Raw genomic sequence first — 23,961 nt, 5'->3', positions numbered from 1 at the left:
CACAGCTTTTTCTGTCCCGGACAATGAGAAAGCGCCGGCCAGCCCAATGGCTGACCGGCGCTTTTTTCCCCGCCTTATAGTCCTGTTTCGGGCTTTTCCCCGTCGCCCGCCTCCCGGATCATCCGGTAGCGCTGTTTGGGGCGCCCCACCTTTCCATAGTGCTGGCTCACCTCCACCCGGTTCACCGACACCAGATATTGCAGATATCGGTAGGTGGTCTGATAGGCCAGCCCCGTCCCTTCCGCGATAGCCTCCACAGGCTGGTACTCGCTGACACTGCGCAGATAACCCTCTATCAGGCTCAGTGTGCCCTGCCCAATGCCCTTCACCGGCTCCTCTGTGCTCTGGCGGTTCTCCCGCCGGCTCTCCACCAGACGCACGTGCAGCTTGATACGGGCGATGATGTCCAGGGCCTTCACCGGCTTAAGCACGAAGTCGCTCGCCCCCGCATCCAGGAACTGGTCGGCCACCCGCTGGTTGTCCTCGATGGTGAAGACGATCAGCGGCACCTCCGGGTCCTCCCGGCGCAGCATCTCCACCCCTTTGACCCCGTTGATCTTGGGGAGATGGTAGTCCATCAGCACCAGATCCGGGCGGCAGGTCCGGAACTTTCCCACTCCCTCCTCCACATCCCGGGCAGAGATGGCCTCCCAGCCCTGGGAGTTGAACAGGGCCCTGAGGGCGTACTGGATCTGTTCCTCGTCGTCAATGGTCAGGATGGTCAGCGGACGATTCTGTCTGTCCATGGTATCCTCTCTCCTCCTTCCGCGCGGTCCCCGCGCTCCTCCTCACCCATCGGCACAGAGCCAGCAGCACCGCGGCCCCAGCCAGTCCCAGGAGCAGCACCGCCCCGGGGTATTCAGTCTCAAAGTAGACGGCAGAGGTCCCCCGCTCCGGCCACTGGGCCGGGTCATAGGGCAGTCCGTAGTCCGCCGCCAGCTGCTTGATGTTCAGAAGATTGATCACCGGAAGCCCCTGGCTGAGATAGCGCTGCACCAGCCCGCTGTCCTCTGTCAGCCGGACGATCTTCTCCGGGGAGAGCAGGCCCTGCCCCAGGCTGATGCCGCTCTCCCCCCGCCCCATGGAGGTCACGTTGCCTCCCACTGCCACAAAGCAGTCGATGGGCCCCTCCTGCTGGTAGAGCTGCTGGCGCAGCTCCAGATTGCGCCGGTAGTCCGGCTCCTCCAGCAGGAGCAGTCCCGCCTCCGCCAGCCGACCCCGGATCTCCTCTGCGCAGGCCGGGTCCATCCCCCCGCCCACATCGCCTCCCCCGCCCAGGGTGACGGCCGCGCTGTCTGTCTCCAGCAGCCCGTCCTCCACCAGCCGGTGGGCCATCTCCGGGAAGGTGAGGGCGGGATGATTGGCCCCGTAGGTGGATGCCCCCACTGACGAGATATAGATCAGTTCCACGCCCATCACCTGGCAGGCGGCGATCACCGCCAGATCCATGGCAGGGAAGGAGCCGGAAAAGCCGGCCCCCACGGTGTCCCCCGATCGGACGCCCGCCTCGTGGAGCAGGCGGACACACAGCGCACCCATTTCCGGCCAGGCGGTGGTCCGCTTCGCCTCGATGGCCCCCAGGGTGGTGGTGATCCCGGTGTAGCTTTCCCCGATCATACCGGTCTGATGGTAGTCCAGCTCGCTGAGGGGGATGCCCAGCTCCTCCTTGTAGGTGCGCACCTGCCGGAAGCAGTCCTCCAGCAGATCCGCCGCTGCCAGCTGCACAGCGGCATAGCCCGTTTCCGTTCGGCGGCCCTGTCCCGCCGCCAGCGCCGCAGTCCCCCAGGCCAGCAGTGCGCAGGCCAGCAGGAGGGCCAGCAGCTTCCGTTCCCGCTTCGCTCTGCTCATATCGGAAACACCTGCATCCCCTGCCACATCATGATCAGCGCCAGGATGCCCACCACCGCCGCCAAAGGGACAAGAGACTTCAAAAATCCCTGCCGTTCCAGCTCCTGAGCCATGATGCCCGGTACCAGCACCCCGATCATTCCCGGGTCATAGGCCAGCAGGCCCAAGCTGGTGACCGCCAGATCGATGGCAAAGGAGAGCAGGACCATGACCGCAAAGCGCCGGCGGCCGTACAGGATCATCACATTGCCCAGCAGTTTGGCGATGCCCCAGGCCGCCACAGCCACTGCCAGGGTGTAGACGATCCTCCAAGGCGTCTGAAGGCACAGGGCGAGGTAGCCGGGCACGATCAGGCCCGCGGGCGACAGGCCGGTCAGCTCCACGAACAGCAGGCTGATGGCCACCCCCGCCAGTACGATCTCATAATACACTCTGCTCTCCCTCCTTCCGTACCCGCTCCATCAGTGCCTTACCCGGGCCGGCCAAGTTTCCAGCGGCAAAGATCATAGTGTCCGCCCCCCGGCTGTCCAAGGGCAGTGCCTCCGCTCCAGGAAACAGCCGGACAGGTGTGTCCGGCAGGATGTGCCGCAGGGTGCGGCGCACCGCCCGCTGGGAGGCACCGATCAGCCAGATCTCCTCTGGCTCCAGCCCCCGGGCCACCATCATCATGTGCTCCGTCCGATATCCCCGGTCCGGTCGGTTGTTGATCAGCAGCACCAGCCTCCGGCCCACCATTCCTGGGCGGCCGGCCACCCGGTGGTAGTCCAGCTGGGTGGACTGTGGATCGTTCACCGACATGGCGTTGACAAAAGCCGCCCCAGAGGGCAGGCGGAATAGGGACAGGGCATAGGGGTCCGGCTGATACCTCAGGATCCCTTCCAGCGCCCGATCCCGGTCCACCCCGATCTCCCGGCAGACCGCCAGGGCCAGAGCTACATTTTCAGGAAAATCGAAGTCCGGCAGGCCGCTGTCCGGCTGGGCCAGCTCCACCCGGCAGTTTTTTCTGCGTCCGTTGGTCCGAAGCTGGTCCAGGAACGCTCCGTCTGCCGTGAACAGGGTCCCATTCCAGGGGATTGTGTTGGAGAGGGAGTCGCAGATCTCCTCCAGCGTGGGCCCCATCTCCGCAGTGTGGTCCAGCCGGACATTGGTGATGACTCCGATGTCCGCCCGCACCATCCGGTGCTGTGAGACGGCCTGGAGCGCCGGGTCCACCGCCATACACTCGATCACCAGGATCTGGGCCCCCTCCCGCACCGCCCGGTGGAGGACCCGCACCTGTTCGCTGATGTTGGCCCGCCCCCGGCGGACCAGAGGCCGGGCCGTTCCGTCCACCCCGATAACCATAGGCACGGTGCCGGTGGTCTTGCAGAACACCTTCCACCCTCCCGCCCGCAGGCCCCCGTCGATCATCCGGGTCACAGTGGATTTCCCCCGGATGCCGTTCACATAGACCACGTGGACCAGCTCAGAGCGGTCCCGCCGCACCTGCCAGTCCTCCAGAATCAGCAGCGCCAGGCACACCGCCAGCAGAAGCAGGATCAGCGCTGACACGGCTCCTCCCCCCTTCTCTCTTCCAGGTCCCCCGTTCTCAGGACCTGTCCCGGACAATAATATGCACGCCGTTTTGTCTGATTGCTTATTATAGCAAAGAGCCTTCTATCTTTCAATTGAACGGCCGGCAGGGCCTGCTTTGCTTTCGGCAGCTTTTTGTCCTTTTTGTGTGTACATCTGTTCTTTTTTGATTTTCCGTTATCTGGATGATCTGTCGAATTCTTTTTTACCGCACTGCGCAAAAAGTCCGGCCCCCTCTGCTGCTGGGAAGCCGGACTTCTTTTACGCCGGACCGGTGCTCAACAGCCGGATCAGGCGGATATTTTTCTGCGTTTCAGATATCCCACAGCCTTTCCGGGTAGAGCCCGGACTGGGTCATAGCCGCAATGGCGGCCACCACCTGGGGCTTATCCTCCCGATAGGTCACACCATACCACTTGTCGGTGCTGCGCAGCACCTTGACCCGGGCCCGCTTCTCCTCCAGCAGCTGTGTCACCACACTGGGCAGGAAATACTCCCCCTTCTGGGGGTCCTCTGCCAGTACCTGGTCCAGAAACGCGGGGAAGCGCGCCTCCGCCTCCCAAAGAAAGCTGGGGGTGAAGCCCCAGAGGTTCATGGACACCACGGTGTCCCCCGGCAGACGGGTCCAGGTCTCCCCGCCATCCACCGTGGAGCGGGCGTCCGCCCCGTCCTTCTCGATGTGGGTGTGCTCTGTGACACGGAGCAGATAGTGCTCCTCATCCTCCTGGCACACCCCCCGGGCCACATGTCCATGCTCCGTCACCGTATTGCCCAGCAGATAACCCACCATAGCAAATTCATAGCACCCCGGCTTGTCCGGGTGCTCCTCCAGATAGCGGTATATCTCCCGGAACGCCTCCGGCCCGTAGTAGTCGTCCGAGTTGATAACTGCGAAGGGGCCGTCCACCTCCTTCCGGGCAGCCAGCACCGCATGGCAGGTCCCCCAGGGCTTCACCCGCCCCTCCGGGACCCCGTACCCGGCGGGCAGGTCCTCCAGCTCCTGATAGGCGTACTTTACTTCAATGACCCGGGAGAGCCGGTCGCCGATGGCGGCCCGGAATTGCTCCGCAAGCTCCCGCTTGATGACGAATACCACCGTCTCAAAGCCGGCGCGCCTGGCGTCGTAGATGGAGTAATCTATGATGAGCTGGCCGTTGGCCCCCACGGGATCAATCTGCTTCAGACCGCCGTATCGGCTCCCCATTCCGGCCGCCATGACCACAAGCACCGGTTTTTCCATACTTCCACCCCCTCTTATCTTCCGTATCCGTCCGGATTCATGGACTGCCACTTCCAGGAGGAGGCGCACATCTCCTCGATGCCGTAGCGCGCCTTCCACCCCATCTCCCGCTCTGCCCGCTCCGGGTCCGCATAGCACTCCGCAATGTCGCCCGGCCTCCGGGGATCCACTACATAGGGCAGGGGCTTTCCGCAGGCTTTCTCATAAGCGCGCAGGACCTCCAGCACGGAGTAACCCTTCCCGGTCCCCAGATTGCAGACGAACAGGCCGCACCTCTCCTCCAGCTTCTTCAGCGCGGAGACATGGCCCCAGGCCAAGTCCACCACATGGATATAGTCCCGCACCCCGGTGCCGTCCGGCGTGGGATAGTCGCCGCCGAACACATGGAGCTTCTCCAGCTTCCCTACTGCCACCTGGGCGATATAGGGGACCAGATTGTTGGGGATGCCGTTGGGGTCCTCCCCAATCAGTCCGCTCTCGTGGGCCCCGATGGGATTGAAATACCGCAGCAGGGCCACGTTCAGGCTGCTGTCCGCCGCACACAGGTCGGTGAGGATCTGCTCGATGAAAAGCTTGGTCGTCCCATAGGGGTTGGTGGTCCCCCCCACCGGGAAGTCCTCCCGGAAGGGCACCCGGCCGGGATTCCCATAGACGGTAGCAGAGGAGGAGAACACAAAATCCTTCACGCCGTGCTTCCGCATCACATTGAGCAGGACCAGGGTGTTGACCAGATTGTTGGTGTAGTACTCCAGGGGCTTCTCTACACTCTCCCCCACCGCTTTCAGGCCCGCGAAATGGATGACTGCCCGGATATCCGGGTGGCTCTGGAACAGCGCTTCCACCTGCTCTGGGTCGCACAGCTCCGCCTCAACGAAGGGGACTTGCCTTCCCACGATCTGCTCCACCCGCCGGATCGCTTCCCGGCTGGAATTCACCAGATTGTCCGCCACCACGATGTCATATCCCGCCTGGATCAGCTCCACACAGGTGTGGCTGCCGATATATCCGGCGCCACCGCTCACCAAAATGGACATAGATTGCTCCTTTTCTGTCATGATCCGCTCTCCCTTGGAAAGCTTCTCTGATCAATGTTACGGCCCCATTATAATCTCTAAACATAAATCACGCAACCGATTCCGTCTCTTTCTCGTCTCTCAAAAATAAAAATGTCTACCAAAAGTCTACCAAAAAAGGGCGGCGGGAGCCTGGAGTTTCAGGGCCTCGCCGCCCCTTCTGTTTTCATGTGTCTACCAAATGTCTACCAGGGAAACTTTTTAGGCGTGATCCCAGAGATTTTTCCCCTGATCTTCCCCTTTTTATAACCAATTCCTCCTGTGTCAGAAGTGTTGTACAGGCATAGTGGGCCGAAATGTTCTGGAAAAGGCCCGGTTTGTCAGAAAACAGCGACTTTTGTCAATATAAAAAGGAGGAATATCCAATGAGAAACCTGAAGCGTGCTCTCAGCCTGGCTCTGGCTTCCGTTATGCTCCTGGGCATGATGGTCGTGGGTTCCAGCGCTAAGGGTATCGACGATTTCACCGACAAGGCCGAGATCGTCAATCAGGATGCCGTGGCGGTCACCTCTGCCATCGGCATGTTCGAAGGCTACGAGGACGGGTCCTTCGGCCCCGAGAACGTAGTCACCCGCGCCGAGATGGCGGTCATCATCTGCACCATGCTGTATGGCGCCGGTGTGAACGTCAACCAGTTCGCGGAGACCAATGTGTTCACCGACGTCCCCGCATGGGCGGAGGGCTATGTGAACCTGTGCTCCAGCCTGGGCATCGTGGCCGGCGTGGGCGACGGCAAGTTTGACCCCAACGCCACCGTGACCACCGCGCAGGCCGTGCTGATGCTGTGCCGCGCCCTGGGCTACTTCCAGAACGCCGCTGACTTCGGCGACAACTGGATGCTGGCCGCCACTGCCAAGGGCACCGCTCTGGGCCTGTACGGCGACCTGAAGCTTACCGCTGAGGCCGGGCTGACCCGCGACAACGTGGCTGAGCTGGTGTTCAACGCCCTGACCAAGGCTGTGCCCGTCCAGTACAATGAGCTGCTGGGTGTGTACTACAACGAGAACAAGGGTATCCTGTACTCCCTGACCTACTACTACACCGATACCCTGGGCTACAAGAACTTCGACCTGGTCTACAAGACCAACGAGAACACCGATTACGGCCGTCCCGGCACCACCTGGGGCATCGGCTCCTATCGGATGGACGGTTCTCCCTCCGGCGAGGGCAACAAGGAAGGCGTGCTGAACGAGGACGGCTCCCTGATCCCCGAGCGGGTGAAGATGACCTCCGACGATGAGATCATCACCGTGGCCGACACCCCCGACTTCACCTACACCGCCAACACCAAGGAGAACGTGATCTACAAGGCCGTTGGCAAGAGCGTGGTGGATGACTACGCCTGGAACATCTATGTGGACGGCGCTGAGCAGGCCGGCGACGATCTGGCTCCCGCCAACGACAAGGACACCGACTACACCTACACCGCCAAGGGCGCTACCACCGAGATCTATGTGGATGATGTGAACGAGACCGTCACCGTGGTCATGATCAACTACTACATGGCCGAGGTCACCAAGGTCAAGGACGGCGAGAACACGGTCCGTGTGCTCAGCAACGCCACCAAGACCAGCCCCATCGACGAGCGGACCATCGCCGCCAACGGCTTCGCCGTGGATGACTATGTGGTCATCACCGTGGACGTGGACGATGATGGCGACTCCTTCGTGGCCTCCATCGACGCTCCTGCCACCGCCGAGGGCTCTGTGTCCTACGTCAGCAAGCTGTCCGAGGCCGAGGGCAACAAGGATGGTCAGTATGCCAAGCTGGATGACGGCAACAAGTACACCTACTCCAAGTACACCGCCTCCGACCTGGATGACATCAACATGGAGCACCCCACTCTGGACGTGAACTACCGCCTGTACCTGGATCCCAACGGCTATGTGCTGGGCTTCCTGGCTCTGGACAACTACTATGAGAATTACCTCTACGTGGAGTCCGCTGCCAGCTACCTGAACTCCATCGACGCCAAGGTGATCTTCACTGACGGCACCGAGAAGCAGGTCAAGATCGACGACGAGTTCATCGACGGCAGCAAGATCGATGTTGACAATGTGAAGAACGACTATGACGCTAGTAGCAATCCCGGCCTGGTTGGCCGTGCCTACGCTTACACTGAGAGCGACGGCGTCTACACCCTGCGTCCTGTGTGGCCCAGCATGAGCGACACTGGCCGCCCCGGCACTCCCGCTAAGGACTACTACAAGAATTACCGCGATGTGTCTGTTGACGTGACTGTGAACTATGCCGCTGGCACCCCCGGCGAGACTGCGGCTCAGGTGAACGCGAAGAACACCGTCATCAAGAGCGGCGCCGCTTACATCACCGCCAATGGCACGACCTACATTGTGGACAAGGACACCAAGTTCGTGGACGTGGATGAGAATCAGGTCTACACCGGCTTTGAGAACGTTCCCGACTACATCGCTGACAGCACTGTTGACGGCGGAAAGGTGAGCTTCTGGGCCATCGATACCCGGTCCACCGACGGCGTTGCTGAGGTCATCTTCATCTATGAGGGCGAGGCCAGCAACAGCAACGACGTTTACTTCTACTCCGCTACTGGCTCCTTCGAGACCCACAGCCGCAATGAGAACTACAAGACCCATGATGTCTATGTGGACGGCGAGAAGCAGACCATGAACTTCACCCCCGCCGGTCATAAGGATCAGAACGGCGACGAGGTGGGGCTGGGCCTGTACCGCGTGAACAAGACCGACGGCAAGGGCTTTGTGACTGATATCACCAAGATCACCAGCTTTGAAAATGTAGTCTCTGTGGGCGGCAACTCCTTCTCCCTGGGCACTTCCGCTCCCAAGCAGTACATCACCGACAAGGATACCGTGATCGTTGTGGCCACCTATGACCGCAAGGACAACGGCAGCCTGAAGGACCCCGTGGTCTCTCTGGGCTCCCTGAAGGATATGAATGTGGCCAAGGATAAGAATGGCAACATCATCGATGACTACAACACCGTGGTCTATGTGGCCAACACCTCCGACAGCGGCCGCATTGCCGATCTGGTCTACATTGTGAAGACGGAGAAGGCTGTCTATGACAATACCGTCACCTTCACGAACTATGCCGGCGGCACCTACACCCTGGCCGTCCAGAGCACCAACGCTCAGGATAACGGCGACGGCACCGTGGGCATCAATGACAACCAGACCCTGAAGTTCAAGATCACTCCCAAGACTGTGGGCACCACCACCTATGAGCTGGTCTCCGTCAAGCTGGGCGACGAGGTCCTGACCGCTGACACCAACGACGTGTACTCCGTCAAGGTGGGCACCAAGGATCTGACCATCGACGTGACCACCAAGGCTCAGGTCGTGGGCAAGGGCGATGTCTCCATGGACCCCGCCGGCAACATCACCGTGACCTGGAAGAATGGCGTTACCAACAAGCCCGGCCCCGACGAGGCCGTTGAGAATGTCAAGACCTTCCTGAAGATGACCGCTGGCTGGAAGGGCGACATCACTGTCACCAAGCAGGGCGTCAACTACGTCTTTACCGGCAAGGACAGCTACGGCTGGGACGCTCAGGCGACCTGGGATACCGCTAACAACTTCTATGAGGCCCGCACCTTTACCCTGAACGGTGCAGAGGTCACCAAGAATGTAGCCGAAACGCTCTCCGCCGCGGACACCAACCACTACCTCATTCAGAAGGCCGATGCCGCTGATGACTACGCTCTGTCTTCCGCCGCCACTGTTGGCGACCTGACCGACGGCGCCATTGTCAGCACTCAGGGCCGCAAGGTCACTGTGACCAATGCTGCTGGCACTGCCACTGATGTGTATGTGGATAACGACACCTACACTGTGCCTGAGGAGGGCAACTGGTATAAGGTCGGGGCGAGCCCCGAGGCTTCCTATGCCAGCTCTAAAACCATTACTCTGTCTACCAAGGATACCGCCGTCCAGACCGGTCTGATCAAGGTTGATTCTAACTATAAGAAGATCGGCGAGAAAGTAAGTGTCACCACTGATGGCGGTAGTACCTACTATCAGATCGACCGGAATGGCACTAAGACCTACGATGTTTACGCCAACGAGTACACTGTGACCGCTGGTGCCGATGTCACCATCACCAAGGGCTTTATCAAGGTGACGGTTGAGAAGGACGGCGATGCCGGGAACCTGATCAATACCATTGATGGTTCTGCGACCGCTGAGAAGTTCGTTTCCAAGACCGGCGGCAATGTAGAGGTCACCATTGTGACCAATAGCATTGCTCAGGGTTCCTTCACCCTGACCGATGAGAACAGTGCTACCTCTGCTGTGTCTCCTAGCGCTCCCGTTTTCAATTCGATGGGTGAGCAGACGGTGCCGGTCACCTTGACTGTCAGCGCTTCTGCGACTGACGTGACCGTTTCTCTGAAGCTGGTCTAAACATCCCTATTCCCGCAAAATTTCTCTTGATTTGGCTGCTCCCCGGGCGTATGCCCGGGGAGCAGCTTCTTTCTCCTCCTGCTTTGATTTAAAAAGGCATCACGAGCCGACTTCCAGGAAAGCTATGACCGTATAATTTTTCCCCAGCTCATTTCCAGATAAGGAATCGCTGTCAGCAAAACGGGACCAGGAAAGGGTGTTGCCCTCCCAGACGGCCGCGGGCATCCCTGAGGCACTGCCGCTTTGCCGCAAATAGAGAAACGGGACCCCCTGGACCCCGCACCACCAGGTGACTACGCCTCCCATTCCAATGACCAGCAAGGGCTTTTGAGGAAAAACAAGCGATTGCCCATCTCCTCCCGTTCCTGTGTAGGACATAAAATACATCCGACAGTTGCACTGCGCCAGCTGGTGGAGCGCCCCGTCGATCTTGGCGTTGTCGGAGTTGAAGTCCACCCGCTCCACCTTGTCCGCGGCCTCCCACTGGGAGAGCCCATAATACTGAGTCTGTCCGCTTGCCATAAAAAATCCCTCCTGTCCTGACTGGGCCCGGCAGATCCGGACCCGCTCAAAACCGGAGGGAAAATCTGTTTTGTGAGACGTTTCAATACAAATTATGGAAGTGAAGCGGAACTGTGCTCATTTCTGCCCCGCCTGTGCGGAAGCCCCGGTATTGAGAGAGGCGGCCCGATGGCGGCGCCGCGCCTCCTCCTTCTCTCTGCGGCTCCCATTTCACCCGTGCAGGGCGGACTCCTGTTCCATGGCGGTGAAGAAGGGGACGCCGAGATGGCTGTAAAAGGCCAGATAGATGATGATATCCCTGGGTGCGTGGATGTCACCGATCTCAGCGCCGATGTGCTTGATCACCGATCCGGATGTCCCAGCACTGGTTGGACAGACGCCCAATGCTTTTCGAGATGGTTTTTACTGAAGACTTATTATACCTCAAGACCTCATCATGCAGTCTGCATCATACGCAAAGTACCAGACTGTAAGTAAACGAGAGCTCATCTCCGGCTTTCCTCCAAGCATCTCTTGTACCAAATATAAAAATACCGGCTGTCCTGGTAAAGCTCAGGGCAGCCGGTATTTCTTTAATGCGCAGTGCCAGACCGATCCCGGCAGGCCTCTGTACAAAACTCAGCGGAAAATTTCTGGACTAATCTCCGAAGCGGCTTCCCACATCTGCCCACAGGCTGCAATGAGAGACTTATCATCAAAGCTCATGACCTTATGAGAGGCAGGAGGCTAAGCCTGTTTCATCACCGCTCATAGGCGGCAATTTGATCTATCTTTGGCTGAGATGCGCACCCGGGAGTAAACTCGGAGGAGAGAAAGGTCTCGGCCAGTCTTTCCATCAGCCGGATTCCAATGGTAAAGGCACCAAAGCAGGCAATATTTGCGTTGTTGCTCTTCCTGGCACGCTCGGCGGAGTACACGTCGGTGATCAGCGCGGCATAGGCGCCTTTTACTTTATTTGCCGCAATAGACACACCAAGCCCCGTACCACAAATCAGAATTCCGCGGTCATACTCTTTTCTGGAAACAGCTTCGGCAACTTTTATTGCAACATTTGCATAAATCGGATCATCGCTCCCAAAGTCAGTAAGCAAAAATCCTTTTTGCCCCAAGTATTGCATCAGGGCGGCTTTCGCAGACGCCGCATTTGGGTCACAGCCAACCGCAATTTTCAGCATCGCCATATTCCTTTCCTGTATGTCAGTTCTCCAGTACGGACTTCATTCCGTCTGCCATGGCCTGCAGGAGAATGCAGCAGGAGGTGGCTCCGGCGTCCAGCACACCGCGGGAACGCTCTCCCAGCCGTGCCGCCCTCCCATACTTCGCCGTCAGGTCTTTCGTAGACTGCTTTCCCTGCTCCGCGACCTGCTTCATCTCCTCCAATGCTGCAGAAAAATCCGTTTGGGCATTTGCTGCTTCACGGACATATTGGCAGACAGGATAAAGCGTATCGACGAGAGTCTTGTCACCGGGACGGGCGTCAACAATCTCATAAAGCCCATCCAGGCCGGAGCGGAGCATTTCACTGAATGTTTCCAGCGTAATATCCTCAACATCTTCTATGACAGAGGACATTTCCATGAAAATGGTGCCGTATATCGGCCCCATGGACCCGCCGATTTTATTCAGCAGAACAGATCCCAGATCGAACAGTCCGTCTGAAAGCGAAGTGTCTTGATCCCCCAGCTGTTCTTCGTACAAGGTAAATCCCTTGTTCATGTTCATGCCGTGGTCGCCGTCGCCGATTAGTCCGTCCACATCTCCCAGCAGCTGCTTGTTTTGCTGTATAGCGTGGACCATTGCCAATAAAATACCACGACCGTTTTTGTTTTTTACCACCGACATTTCTGTTCCCTCAATTCTGTTTGAAACCCATCGTCCAGGCATCCATATCCATCAATTCTTTCAGCTCCTCATCCAGCTTCATAACAGTCACCGTAGCTCCCATCATGTCCAGTGAGGTAAAGAAATTCCCAGCATAATGGCGATAGATCCGAATCCCCTTCTCCTCCAGGATGGATTCGATCTCATGATAGAGGACATAGACCTCCATTAAAGGTGTAGCCCCTAAGCCGGACACCAGTACGGCAACCTCGTCCCCACTCTGGAAGGGATAATCAGGCAGCACGATGTCGAGCATGCGCTTGGCCATCTGCTTCGCGCTTTCGATCGGACAAACTTCAATGCCCGGTTCCCCATGGTGCCCGATCCCGACCTCCATGGTGCCCTCTTTGATCTCGAAATTCGGATGCCCCACTGCGGGAAGAGTACATGGGGTCAGGCCGATCCCAACGCTTCTGCAGTGGTCGATCGCCTTCTGTGCCGCGGAGATGACCTCATCTAATGTACCGCCCTTTGCCGCCTTAGCTCCTGCGCATTTCCACATAAAAATCTCGCCCGCAACGCCACGGCGCTTTTCCCGCTGATCTTTTGGCGCAGATGCCACATCATCGTTTGCGACCACAGTCTTTACGGTCAGCCCTTCACGTTTGGCCATCTTGACCGCCATTTTTACATTCATGTTGTCGCCGGAGTAGTTTCCGTACAGGCAGGCGATACCCCGGCCGCCGTCAGCGGCGCGGAAAGCCTCCAGGAAAGCCAGCGCTGCCGGGGAGGAACATATCTCCCCCACCGCAGCAGCATCACACATATTTTTTCCGACATAACCGATAAAGGCCGGTTTATGCCCAGAGCCGCCCCCCGTAACGATCCCAACCTTATCCGCGATGGGCGCATCCACTGCAGCTACAACGCCTCTTGGATTTTCTTCTCCGGTTTTGACCATTTTTACGATATCACTATGGCATTTTACGAAGCCGGCAAGCATTTCATCAACAATATCGTCCGGATTGTTCATGATTCGTTGCATAATTTATCCTCCCCTTGTGTTCAATCATCAGCAGGAAGTCTGTCCCCGTGCACAGTCATTGCCCCGCGGCAAAAATCGCAGCAGATTACATCTTCACCATAGAATCAAGCGCCTCTTGCACCCAGCGGACACGGGCATGATCCACGGTTTCCAGCAATGAGCAGTCCGCGGCTACGATCAATCCGTCGGCCCCCGCCTCCCGGACGATCTCCTTTGTGTGCTCTATAACGGCCTTACGATCTGCCAGATAGATCGGGCTGCCTTCTTTGTTATTGAAACCGCCCATGACCGCCTTTTTCTTTGTGAAATATTTGCGTCCATCCTGCAGGGATAATTTATCGGTATGGACATCCCAATGCATTGCCGCACAGGGAAAGTCCTTCCAATTTTCCAGCCTATTGGGCACTCCCCAATATCCGCACAGATGAATGATGTTATACGGAGAGAGACGATTTGCCTCCTGCACCAGTGACAGGTCATAGGGCCGGAGCAGTTCATGATAGCACGCTCCGGTAAAGCCGTTCAAATCATTATTCTGCATCGGCAGAAACATGCCGGTCACACCAGCGTCTGAGATCAGCCGGTGCATAAACTCCATTTTGAACTCGTTCACCCTGGTTATCGCCTCAAACAGGGCGGGCTCGCGCCGTTCCAAATGGTCATAGACCAGTTCATCGCTCGTAGAACTCCTCAGTGTGGACACCGGATTGAAAACATTGTAAAAAACAGCCGTTTCATCCTGAATTGCTTCCCGAAGCCGCTTGATATGGGTAAGCTGATCCTGTACAAACGGATCGTCCATGCTCGGCAGCGCAATGTGCCTCCAGTCACATGGGCGCTGGACATTCAGGTTGGGAAGAGCTACAAAGCCATCACACATCATTTTTATAAAGTCTTCGCCAGTCTCCCGATAAAAACGGACATGTGAATCCACAAAGTTTTCCTTTTCCATATCGGCCCCCACAAAGTGGTGCCAGAACACCATAGGCGGACGGTCCACCGGCAAACCCTGCAATGCCCGAAGGGTCCGTTCCTTACGGTCCATTTTCTCTACCTCCTTGTATCAGACCAGCACCGTTTGTGAGCTGTCCCTGCGGAAACAGCATAGAGATTGGGAATGACTGTACCTGCCGGAGCGGGATATCTGCGCTTCCGACAGGCACAGCCAAAGGATCACACACAAGAGCTATGTTGTGAATCCTTCTGTGCTTCCGACGGACAATACATAGGATTTGTGGGACTGACCTTGCAGACCTTTCTCTTCCACACTTTCAGGAAAAAGATAGAAGCGACCCAGAGGAGACCGTAAACCACAACCACGCCCAGGTAAGACCATTCCGCACCGGTCGACAACAGTACAGGTCCCAAGGAAAGCGCGGTAATTTCCACCACATGTTCAAAGGGAGTCAAGATCGCAGTATCGCTCAGAGCGGTGCTCCGGTTATTCGGATCGACTACGCGCAGCAGACAGAAGCCCGTAGCAAACGTGCCCGTGGCATAACCCCAGTTGAACAATCCGCGTTCAAACCAATCCTTGCCGATCAGATGGGGGCCGCAGAACCAGAACCACACTACCATCCAAACAGTAAAGGCCAGCATCAGCAGCAGGAAGGGGGCCGCATATTTGATGATGACGTCCACCTGGACCATCGCCAGGCTGAATACCACCACATAGTCAGAGATCAGATTGCCGAATCCGTTGATCACCTTTGGGTCCACCGAGTCGTTGACCTTCGTCGCCTGGAAAACATAGTACAAAATCAAGGACACAAAAAATGCGATCGAAAATTCAGGGAGCTCGATCCCCAGCGCTTTGCTGCCGTAAATCGTAATGATATGCGCCAGCCCGGTGGGGATCATAATAAGGGCCAAGTGCCACGCCAAGGGCTCCAACGTAATGGAGGCGATCGTCTCCTCACCAATGGAGCCGCGCTTGCCCTTGGGGATAATTCCGGTAAGGAGCTCCCGGCTGATCGTATCTGTATTCTCGATATAAGATGTATATCCCCTTTTTGTCGCCAGCTTGGTCATGATAATGCCGCCGATCAGCCCCAAAAGCATGCCGTAGGCAGCCGCTGTGATACCCAGTCCAGTAAAATCAGAGAATCCATACTTATCCAGCACCTGGCCGGCCGCAATGGCTGGGCCGGTACCGCCAAGGAAGGAGACGGGGATCAGCCACCCAAATGCAGGATGCAGGTCACCGCCGGTATGCAGACGGGAGAGAAGGAGTATGGAAAGGATCATGGGAACGGAAAACTGTACAGCCCAGTTGATCTGGCGATAGACACAGTAACCGGCAATATCCTTGGCCCGTTTTTTCCCTTCGCCCTTTTTGATCCCCAGTCCCTGGAGGCCAATGGTGGCAAAAAGGACTGTGATCAGTGCACCGGCATAGTCCCCGCACAGACTGGTCAGGGGAACGATCTTCAGGCCATAAGGTCCAACTACCCAGGCAATAAAACCAGCGATCAGGCTGACCGGGATAAAGAAGTTCTGGAGTATTTTAACATGCTCGCGAATGATCTTTGCCACGAAGAGAATAACGGATACCCAAAAGAAGTCCATAATTACTGAGTAAAAATCCACAGTAGTCCCTCCCTTTCGATCAATAATTTTTTATAGATCCATCCCTTTTCTGTGTACTTCAGGCCGAGAAGATACGGCACTTTCAATCTCTAGTGGCTGGGCAGCCGGAAGCGGTCATACCGCAGGCCGGACAAATCGGCGGCAGGCGCCTCTCCCACAGCCATCTGGGCCAGCACATATCCCGCCGCAGGGCCGATCCCGAAGCCATGTCCGGTGAATGCACAGCCCACATAGAGGCCCTCGACCTCTTCCACCGGCGAAATGACAGGGGAGCCGTCCCAGCACATATCCAGCTGTCCGCTCCAGGAGCGGATTACTTTCACGCCCTTCAAAGTGGGCATATATTCCAGGAAAAAGCGTGCGATCCGTGGTGCTGAAAAGGAGAATGTAACCTCCCTCGGGTAAGTGGCGTCATATATCTCGTAGTTGCTGTCGCCGCCGATCACCCAAGTTCCGTTGCGCTGCTGCTGGGCATAGAAGCAGCCATCCGCGGCGGAGATAAACTTGTCGGTCACGGCTGGAATGGGCTCTGTGACGAACGCCTCGGTCAGCTGAGGCAGCATAGGGACATCCAGCCCCACGGTGCGCATGATCTTTCTGGAGCCAAATCCCGCACACAGGATGACGCTGTCTGCCTCATAGATCCCGTCGTCTGTATGTACCCTGCGGATCCTTCCAGCCACCTTTTCCAGCTTGAGGACCTTGATATTGGTGATAAACTGTGCGCCCAATTCCCTTGCCCGCTTATACAGAGCAAGGGTGGTGCGCATCGGGTTTGCATGACCGTCTGTGGGACAATAGGTGGCATATTGGACCTCCGGCGATACATCAGGGATCAACTCCCGGATATCCTGGCCGTAGACCATCCTTACATCCAGCCCCAAGGAGCTGTTCTGCCGCACCAGCTCTTCCAGCGCCTCCCGATCCTTCTCTGTTTTGCCAAGGCGCATATTGCCGTTCTGGATATACTCAATATCCTCTCCCAGTTCTTCACCCAGAGTGGGCCAGATATGTTTTACCCCAAACATGGCCAAAGGAAGCTCACGGTTATCACGCCCGGACTGTCTGGCTCCGCTGCCATTGCGCCCGGATGCACCGCAGGCAACTTCCCTGCGCTCCAGAACTGTTACCTTTACCCCTCGCTTTGCCAGATAATAGGCGGCGGCGCATCCGACGACGCCGGCTCCAATGACAATGACATCACTGGCCTTATTCATCTCTGCCACCTCCCAGAAATTTTGGATAAAATGTATCGTTTCCATAGACACCCATGGGGACCGGACGCACAGGCGACCGGGCAGTGATCACATCCGTTTCAGTGGGAGAAATGCCCAGTTCCTGTGCAATGATGGCCCGAACGGTCTTGTTGCAGCTCTGTCCCTGGCACAACCCCATGCCGGCCCGAAGGAAACGCTTGACTTCATTCATCGTGTACATGCCGGCGTGGACCGCCCGGCGAATTTCGCCTCTTGTGATCTCTTCACAGCGGCAAATAACGACATCATCATCGGGACGAGGCTCAAATTCTCCCAGATGATAGGTCTCATCAGAAATGGAACTCATAGAATTATTTTCCCTCCTCAAATGCGTTTCCGGTATCATCTGGCGCTTCCGCTTTCCCTGGCAAAAAATCGTGCCTTTCCTGTCATGTTGGCCGGCACCTTCATCGTCAAGATCGGGGTGCGGTCATAGGGAGCCGTAATTTTCACATCCACTATCTCGGCCGGACAGACCGGCTTGCCGCTTCGGTCCAATGCGGTGCCCTTTTCTCCCTTTGCCGGCAGCGGGCGGAATTCGTAAGGCAGCGAAACGGCCCCGTATCCTGGCTCCAAGTCCTCGTTTACAAGGAAAATAGCTTGGCCGGGACATGCACTGACACACAGGCCGCAATTGATACATTCAACTTCCGAATGCACAACAGGCAGGTTCGTGATCCGGTCGCCCACCGTGATACAACGCTTGGGGCAAACATCCTGGCATGGGTTGCACGGGATATTCTGTGTACACTCTACGACCGGATGGAAGCCGCTCCCCCCGGCCTCGCAGCCCGGGAAGTTTGAGATCTCATCTTCCTCTAAATACCCCTTAGCCAGCAGGCTGGCCGACAGAGGGATCCCTTCGTCAGTCGCCGTGATCTTGGGGTTCCCCTTATTGGCCCCTGCAAACATTCCCTGACGCAGCTGATCCAGCGAGGATTGGTATAATGTGTAAAGCCTGTCGTGCTCCTCCTGGCTGATGTAGCCGGCCCGTAGGGCAGCGGCAGCCCCGGCGATGCGCCCGGAAATCATGGCCGAGCTGGCCTCCTCGATACCCGTCACATCTCCTGCGGCAAAAATGCCGGAAACACTGGTCTCTCCAAATTGATTCACTACAGGATGAACGCCGCCTTTTTTGGGGTCATCTGACAATCGGCATCCAGCTGTCATGGCCAGCTGATACATCGGAGACAGGCCTACCGCCACACAGATGGTGTCTACATCAAACTCCTTTTCTGTTCCAGGGACCGGCTTCCACGTCTTGTCGACCTGCGCGATCACTGCTTTTCTGACGTGGTCCTCTCCTTCGGCACGGAGAATGGTATGTCCGAGGTAGAACGGGACGCCGGTGCGGGCTAATTTTGCCGCGTGGACGCCGTATCCGCCGACCCGAGGCGCCGCATCGACCACAGCAACCAGTTCACAGCCCGCCTGCATCAGCTGCAGGCCCACCACCAGTCCAACATTTCCGGACCCCATCATCAGCACACGCTTGCCAGGCATGACTCCGTGAAGGTTCATCTGTGTCTGCGCGGAACCAGCCCCCATGACTCCCGGCAGTGTCCAGCCAGGGAAAGCCAAGGTGTTTTCGGATGCTCCCGTGGCGATAATAATGTTATCCGCCTTACAGGTGTAGACCTCGTCTCCTTTCATAATGGAGATGTCTTTATGGGGAAAAATTCCCATTACTGCGGCGTCCAGAACGACCTTCGCGCCCACTTCCTCCGCCTGCTTTACCAGTTGAGCGCCGATGTCGACCCCGCGGATGCGGGCCTTATGCTCCTTTGATCCAAAGAATTTATGGATCTGCTTAAACAGCTGACCACCGGGCCTGGCATTCTCATCAAAGACGATGGTGTCCAGTCCCTTTGAGGCCGCCTCAATGGCAGCGGACAGTCCGGCCGGACCTGCGCCAATGACCACAAGATCATATCGCTTCATTCATCTTCCTCCTTTTTTGCGGAGACGCCGTACTGAGTCTGAACTTTCATTCCTTCCTTCAGCGCAGTCATGCAGGTACGGACATTGGGAACTCCGTCCACAACCATGACGCAATCGGTGCATCGGCCGATGGAGCAGTACAGGCCGCGGGGCTTATGCAGCTTGGTGGTATAGCGATGTATCTCTACACCGTTGGATTTCAGCGCCATAGCAATGGGCTCTCCCTCATATCCCTCCATGGGCTTTCCGTCGTACTCAAAGGTCACCAGCCGTCCCTTTGGGAATTCATTAATAATTGGATGTTCCGTCACTCTCATGAAAATTCCCTCCTCAATTTCAGCAGGTCCGATCACTCGCCCATGACTTCGCAGTCAATATTCAGCATACTGCAGATCGTTTTCAAATCTTCTATGTGATCCCCATATACGGCATGGCAGTGATTGGCATCAAAGTCCTCCAGGAAAATGTTGTGGTCAAAGGGCAGCTTGGCAAACACATGGGGCCACTCCATGGTCGTCTCGGCCATTTTTTCTTCCGGAAGTGTAACGAATTCCGCGGGGATCAAGGTCATGCGGTATTTTCCTTCTTTGCGGTTCAGACGGGCGATTGTGGCCTTTCCAGGATGGGTCATGCAGTTCACATGGCAGCCGCCCCCGGCATATATGTTAAGCGCCGGATAGAGGGACACTTGCTTGAGATTCTCCCTGTAATCATCACTGGCTCCTGCATAGTAGGTGGACTGAGAGCCGCAGTTGCAGAAAACCATGACATCATGGTCTGCGTCATAGTGGCGCACATCCATGAAAATGACCGGATCGTGGGTCAGCAGCTTCAGGATCTGCATGGTAAGGGCTGCGTCACAGTCCGCCTCACAGGCATATACCACCGGCTCCTTCGGGCCGTCCCAATCGTAAGGGTCGTTGCAGAACGCAGCGCTGATACACTGAGTGCAATAGTGCCGGCTCATCTCATAGTGACATTTGACCCCGACAAAATCATAGTGATGCTCTCGTATGATCTGCTTTATGGCCTCATAATGCCGAATTTGAAGCTGGAGCTTTTCAGGCGTAAGCTGCCGGCCGTCATAATGAATTTTTTTCACATGCTCTTCCAGCCAGGCCATGGCTTTATCCACCTGTTCCTGAGGGATCGTCTCGCCAATGCGCAGAATTTCGGATTGATCCAAATGCTCAATATCGACGCCGAATTGTTTCTGCCAGTCCTGCATACTGACCACTGCGCTGTACATCCCAAGGCTCCGTCCACCGATCAGTCCGTATTTCTGTCCGTTGAGCTGGGTCACAACGGCTCCGCACCTGGCATACGCCAGCAGCTTGTTCAGGACCGCGGGTTCGTGGAAGTCTCCGGCCACACGATAATGCTTTATGCCAAGATGGTTGAGTGCACCGCCGGCCGCAAGCATTGCGACCATCCCGGGCCAATCGGGATTCAAATTTGCGGCAAGGACAAAGGGGCCTTTCCCGTTTCGGGCCGCAATGGCCGAAAAATTGGGGAAGGCGAACACGCCATAGGAGAATACTGTAATATCCACACCACGGCTACGCAGCAGCTCGGCCTGTTCTTTGGCATCCCGCTCTGAGGCCACAAGTTTGTCCGCTACGATGACCTCTACCTGGCCGCTCCCGCGCAGCGCCTCCTCTATGACATCCACCTGTTTTTGAACAATATCCTTGAGTTCCTCATGGACCTCTGGGTCACCGTCAGAGAATCCAATAATTCCGACAATAGGTTTTCTCAACATAACCATTACCTCCGTCCGCCTCTATATTTCAAATATGAAATGCTATTATCATATTTGATTTATTTAATTATATTACTGTTATCCTGTTTGTCAATAATTTACGAAAGATTTTTTTGTGTATTTCAAAAATTGATTTTTATTACAAAATGAAGGAGGCTATTTTTGTTATGCCTGTTGACAAAAAGAGACCGCTTATGTAACAATAAGAAATATACGTCCAAGTTTTAAGCAGAATTTCCATATAGAATTCGGAATATGTAAGGATGATAGAAATGGAAAATTTAGAAAATCCTGTAGTGCCTGCGGTAAATCGTGCCTTGAATATTTTGGAATTTGTGGCAAAAGCCAGGGAGCCGGTCAGCATTAAGCAAGTCGCACAAAGTTTGGAGCTGCCAAATACAACGGCTTTTCGCATCGTTAAGCAATTATCCATACGGGGATATTTGGAAGAGTCTGAATCCCAGCCTGGCTGCTATCATCTGGGGCTTCAGCTTCTGACATTATCCAACGGAATGACCTATATCAATAACCTGCGGCAGGTCTGCCATGCTGAACTGGACCATCTGGCCATTGAGAGCCATCAGGCGGTCCAAATGGGAATTTTGAAGGGCAACCACGTCACCTACATCGAGCAGATCCTTCCTCCAAACCCAGTGCTGATTTATACTACCCCTTATGCAGAATTGCCCCTAAATATCAGCGCCGCCGGAAAAGTTCTCGCCGCATTTTCTTCCCAAAGTACCTTGCCCCAGTTATTGAGCCAAGTACAGTTTCAAAAAATGACTTCCAAAACGATTGATGACGTGGGCAAATTCATCAGCTACTTGGATAGAGTGCGTCAAATGGGCTATGCAGAGGACAACGAGGAATTCGCACTTGGCATCGGCTGTCTGGCGGCACCGGTGTTCAATCATGAGCTGCGCTGTGTAGCAGCGATTGGAGTCACAGGGGGGATCCAGGATTATTGCGGCGAATCAAGAGAGACCTTGGTTGCGATGCTGCTCCGCACCGCTGATACAATTTCACAAAAGCTGGGAAGGCCGCAAAACAGCTGATTGCGTATTTCCTTGGGAAAAAGCGCCGCTACGGCAATTGTGCCCAGCCATCTGAAAAATGTTTTTACCAATTTTAGAAAAAGGAAATACTGGAAAATCAGAAGCTCTAAAGAAAAAAAGGACCTGCATATCAGCAGGACCTCTTTAGGTGTACAGTTAAATTTTTACGAGGATACCGCAGCTGCTTTAGAGGTATTCTCTGGCAGTAATTTCTTCGCCCAATTCTTTTCAGCTGATGCGAGTTTTGGAGCCCCGCTCAACAGTCAGATCAGATACTGATCTGGGACAAGGCCGGTTTTCTTGGTCGTCTCAATAGGGCTGTCAGCAATTGTGCGGTTCTGGGCACAGCCCTCCGTGTTGGAGAACAGCCAGTTTTTTCACCTCACTGCAAAGAGCTTTACACTGCGCTCCGCCCGGTTGTTGCTCGATTCAACCGTCCGTCCTCCAGAAAACAGATCAGATATGGCCACTGTTTCCGCAGGCAGTGCAGTGCCCTGCCCAATGCCAGCAAAATGTCCATCACCGGTCTGGAGCGAACCATACGATGTTTAGTCGTTTTCCGGCAATACATCCGCTGATTTCTACTCAATCCCAGACAGAACATTGCTGAAGCATGTTGGTGAGGCTGCTTGTTATTGTTTTGATAGCTCTGCCCCGTTTTCCCGGCTATCTTTCTCCTTCTGCAATATCGTGTGTTGCTGCAAAAGGAGTGAGCGGTATGGCAAAACGCAGAGCCAACGGGGAGGGAAAGCTCCGAAAACGGGACGGCCGCTGGGAGGGCCACCACCGAACACGCCCCAGGGACGGACAAAGCCATTTACCGAGATGTGCTGGGGCGCATCCAGGAGGAAACCAAGAAAGTGGGGGAGTACTCTCTGGGGGCTCCCCAGTCTTACCAGCGGCTTCATGTCCCACAACGGTGTGCTTCACATACTCCGCCGGGTGCTAATGCTGCTGGAGGTTTGTAAGGTCCGGTTCTATAATCTCCATCGCACATTTGTAACTCTGACACTCCAGAGCGGGGTGGATATGAAAACCGCCTCTGGGATATTGGGGCGCTACTCAGCGGGGTTTACTCTGGACACCTACCCCTATGTCACGACAGCAGCCCAGAAGACGACGGAGAAAATTATCAACATACTAAAAAGCTGAAATCAGATATGAGCCCAGCGAAGAGGGCCGTTTGGAGAGAAGGCACAGCGGAGGATCCTGAGCTTGTACCGATGAGGGTCAAAATCTGGATCAGTTCTCAATGGCCAAAAATAAACCGCCAAAAAAGTTGTAAAAATATAAATCGCTGAAATCATACGATTTCAGCGATTTATTGGTTGCGGGGACAGGATTTGAACCTGCGACCTCCGGGTTATGAGCCCGACGAGCTACCAGCTGCTCTACCCCGCGAAATCTTGGTGCCGGAGACCGGGGTCGAACCGGCACGGGATCACTCCCACGGGATTTTAAGTCCCGGGCGTCTGCCAATTCCGCCACTCCGGCGCTTTTCCGCTCTCCGCTTGAAGCTTATCTAGCTTATCATGCTATCGTAAAAATGTCAATAGTTTTTTGAGGGGCGGCAAATATTTTTTCAGTCTCTTAGCGTTAAAAATAAAAATGTCTACCAAAAGTCTACCAAAAAAGGGCGGCGGGAGCCTGATGTTTCAGGGCCTCGCCGCCCCTTCTGTTTTCATGTGTCTACCAAATGTCTACCAGGGAAACTTTTTAGGCGTGATCTCAGGGATTTTTCCCTTGATCTCCTCCTTTCTATAACCAATTCCTCCTGTGTCAGAAGTGTTGTACAGGCATAGTGGGCCAAAATGTTCTGGGAAAGGCCCGGTTTGTCAGA

The 23,961-nt window shown here is 55.9% G+C and carries 20 protein-coding genes and 2 tRNA genes; 2 read left to right on the top strand and 20 right to left on the bottom strand.

Going from position 1 to position 23,961, the window contains the following annotated elements; genetic code table 11:
• Positions 1-74: 74 nt before the first annotated feature.
• The 6 genes from L9O85_RS02075 to galE form a co-directional block, all read right to left on the bottom strand.
• On the bottom strand, positions 75-746 hold the full coding sequence (locus tag L9O85_RS02075) for a response regulator (RefSeq protein WP_050622747.1): 672 nt from the start codon (positions 744-746) through the stop codon (positions 75-77).
• Positions 706-1,848 carry a poly-gamma-glutamate system protein gene (gene pgsW, locus L9O85_RS02070; protein WP_050622748.1) on the bottom strand — a complete coding sequence of 381 codons (1,143 nt, stop codon included), beginning with the start codon at positions 1,846-1,848 and terminating at the stop codon, positions 706-708. The genes L9O85_RS02075 and pgsW overlap by 41 nt, the downstream gene beginning before the upstream one ends.
• Positions 1,845-2,279, bottom strand: coding sequence for a poly-gamma-glutamate biosynthesis protein PgsC (gene pgsC, locus L9O85_RS02065; RefSeq protein WP_050622749.1), 435 nt, complete (start codon positions 2,277-2,279; stop codon positions 1,845-1,847). The genes pgsW and pgsC overlap by 4 nt, the downstream gene beginning before the upstream one ends.
• The gene (pgsB, locus tag L9O85_RS02060) at positions 2,269-3,399 is read right to left on the bottom strand and encodes a poly-gamma-glutamate synthase PgsB (protein WP_301579381.1); all 1,131 of its coding nucleotides are present in this window, start codon (positions 3,397-3,399) and stop codon (positions 2,269-2,271) included. The genes pgsC and pgsB overlap by 11 nt, the downstream gene beginning before the upstream one ends.
• Before the next feature lie 334 nt (positions 3,400-3,733).
• Positions 3,734-4,660: a sugar phosphate nucleotidyltransferase gene (locus L9O85_RS02055; protein WP_050622751.1), complete on the bottom strand. Its 927-nt coding sequence runs from the start codon at positions 4,658-4,660 to the stop codon at positions 3,734-3,736.
• Positions 4,661-4,674: 14 nt separating this feature from the next.
• Positions 4,675-5,694 (bottom strand): UDP-glucose 4-epimerase GalE, encoded by a 1,020-nt coding sequence (galE, locus tag L9O85_RS02050; RefSeq protein WP_301580091.1) that lies wholly within the window; start codon positions 5,692-5,694, stop codon positions 4,675-4,677.
• A gap of 404 nt (positions 5,695-6,098) precedes the next feature.
• On the opposite strand from galE, the gene L9O85_RS02045 reads away from it, so the two are divergent.
• Positions 6,099-10,130 carry an S-layer homology domain-containing protein gene (locus L9O85_RS02045; RefSeq protein WP_301579379.1) on the top strand — a complete coding sequence of 1,344 codons (4,032 nt, stop codon included), beginning with the start codon at positions 6,099-6,101 and terminating at the stop codon, positions 10,128-10,130.
• A gap of 99 nt (positions 10,131-10,229) precedes the next feature.
• On the opposite strand, the gene L9O85_RS02040 is transcribed toward L9O85_RS02045, so the two are convergent.
• The 12 genes from L9O85_RS02040 to L9O85_RS01985 form a co-directional block, all read right to left on the bottom strand.
• The gene (locus L9O85_RS02040) at positions 10,230-10,652 is read right to left on the bottom strand and encodes a hypothetical protein (protein ID WP_301579378.1); all 423 of its coding nucleotides are present in this window, start codon (positions 10,650-10,652) and stop codon (positions 10,230-10,232) included.
• Between the two features lie 210 nt (positions 10,653-10,862).
• Positions 10,863-10,997, bottom strand: a complete 135-nt coding sequence (locus L9O85_RS02035; RefSeq protein ID WP_301579376.1) for a hypothetical protein — start codon at positions 10,995-10,997, stop codon at positions 10,863-10,865.
• Positions 10,998-11,392: 395 nt separating this feature from the next.
• On the bottom strand, positions 11,393-11,833 hold the full coding sequence (locus L9O85_RS02030) for an RpiB/LacA/LacB family sugar-phosphate isomerase (RefSeq protein WP_346015878.1): 441 nt from the start codon (positions 11,831-11,833) through the stop codon (positions 11,393-11,395).
• Between the two features lie 16 nt (positions 11,834-11,849).
• Positions 11,850-12,494, bottom strand: a complete 645-nt coding sequence (gene dhaL / locus L9O85_RS02025) for a dihydroxyacetone kinase subunit DhaL (protein WP_301579375.1) — start codon at positions 12,492-12,494, stop codon at positions 11,850-11,852.
• A 10-nt stretch (positions 12,495-12,504) separates the two neighbouring features.
• Positions 12,505-13,518 (bottom strand): dihydroxyacetone kinase subunit DhaK, encoded by a 1,014-nt coding sequence (locus L9O85_RS02020; protein ID WP_301579374.1) that lies wholly within the window; start codon positions 13,516-13,518, stop codon positions 12,505-12,507.
• An 85-nt stretch (positions 13,519-13,603) separates the two neighbouring features.
• On the bottom strand, positions 13,604-14,563 hold the full coding sequence (locus tag L9O85_RS02015) for a uroporphyrinogen decarboxylase family protein (RefSeq protein WP_301579373.1): 960 nt from the start codon (positions 14,561-14,563) through the stop codon (positions 13,604-13,606).
• Between the two features lie 128 nt (positions 14,564-14,691).
• Positions 14,692-16,107, bottom strand: coding sequence for a sodium/glutamate symporter (locus tag L9O85_RS02010; protein WP_050622757.1), 1,416 nt, complete (start codon positions 16,105-16,107; stop codon positions 14,692-14,694).
• 89 nt (positions 16,108-16,196) lie between these two features.
• Positions 16,197-17,324: an NAD(P)/FAD-dependent oxidoreductase gene (locus L9O85_RS02005; protein WP_108980389.1), complete on the bottom strand. Its 1,128-nt coding sequence runs from the start codon at positions 17,322-17,324 to the stop codon at positions 16,197-16,199.
• The gene (locus L9O85_RS02000) at positions 17,317-17,670 is read right to left on the bottom strand and encodes a (2Fe-2S)-binding protein (RefSeq protein ID WP_050622759.1); all 354 of its coding nucleotides are present in this window, start codon (positions 17,668-17,670) and stop codon (positions 17,317-17,319) included. Before L9O85_RS02000 ends, L9O85_RS02005 begins: the two co-directional genes overlap by 8 nt.
• A 35-nt stretch (positions 17,671-17,705) precedes the next feature.
• Positions 17,706-19,304, bottom strand: a complete 1,599-nt coding sequence (locus tag L9O85_RS01995) for an FAD-dependent oxidoreductase (RefSeq protein WP_301579372.1) — start codon at positions 19,302-19,304, stop codon at positions 17,706-17,708.
• Positions 19,301-19,621 (bottom strand): (2Fe-2S)-binding protein, encoded by a 321-nt coding sequence (locus L9O85_RS01990; RefSeq protein ID WP_050622761.1) that lies wholly within the window; start codon positions 19,619-19,621, stop codon positions 19,301-19,303. The genes L9O85_RS01995 and L9O85_RS01990 overlap by 4 nt, the downstream gene beginning before the upstream one ends.
• A gap of 32 nt (positions 19,622-19,653) precedes the next feature.
• The gene (locus tag L9O85_RS01985) at positions 19,654-21,066 is read right to left on the bottom strand and encodes an L-fucose/L-arabinose isomerase family protein (RefSeq protein ID WP_050622762.1); all 1,413 of its coding nucleotides are present in this window, start codon (positions 21,064-21,066) and stop codon (positions 19,654-19,656) included.
• A 272-nt stretch (positions 21,067-21,338) separates the two neighbouring features.
• Between L9O85_RS01985 and L9O85_RS01980 the strand changes: the two genes are divergently transcribed.
• A complete protein-coding gene (locus L9O85_RS01980) occupies positions 21,339-22,121 on the top strand; it encodes an IclR family transcriptional regulator (RefSeq protein ID WP_050622763.1) in 783 nt (260 codons plus the stop codon).
• 1,325 nt (positions 22,122-23,446) lie between these two features.
• Here the strand turns inward: L9O85_RS01980 and L9O85_RS01975 are convergent.
• Positions 23,447-23,522: transfer RNA gene (locus L9O85_RS01975), tRNA-Met, on the bottom strand.
• Between the two features lie 6 nt (positions 23,523-23,528).
• A tRNA-Leu gene (locus L9O85_RS01970) sits at positions 23,529-23,615 on the bottom strand.
• Positions 23,616-23,961: the final 346 nt, after the last annotated feature.

Origin of the sequence: Lawsonibacter asaccharolyticus (genome assembly GCF_022453915.1) — a bacterium.
In the GTDB taxonomy this organism is placed as follows: domain Bacteria; phylum Bacillota; class Clostridia; order Oscillospirales; family Oscillospiraceae; genus Lawsonibacter; species Lawsonibacter asaccharolyticus.
The sequence above is the reverse complement of the archived record's forward strand: the minus strand, read 5'-3'. Positions and strand labels throughout refer to the sequence as shown.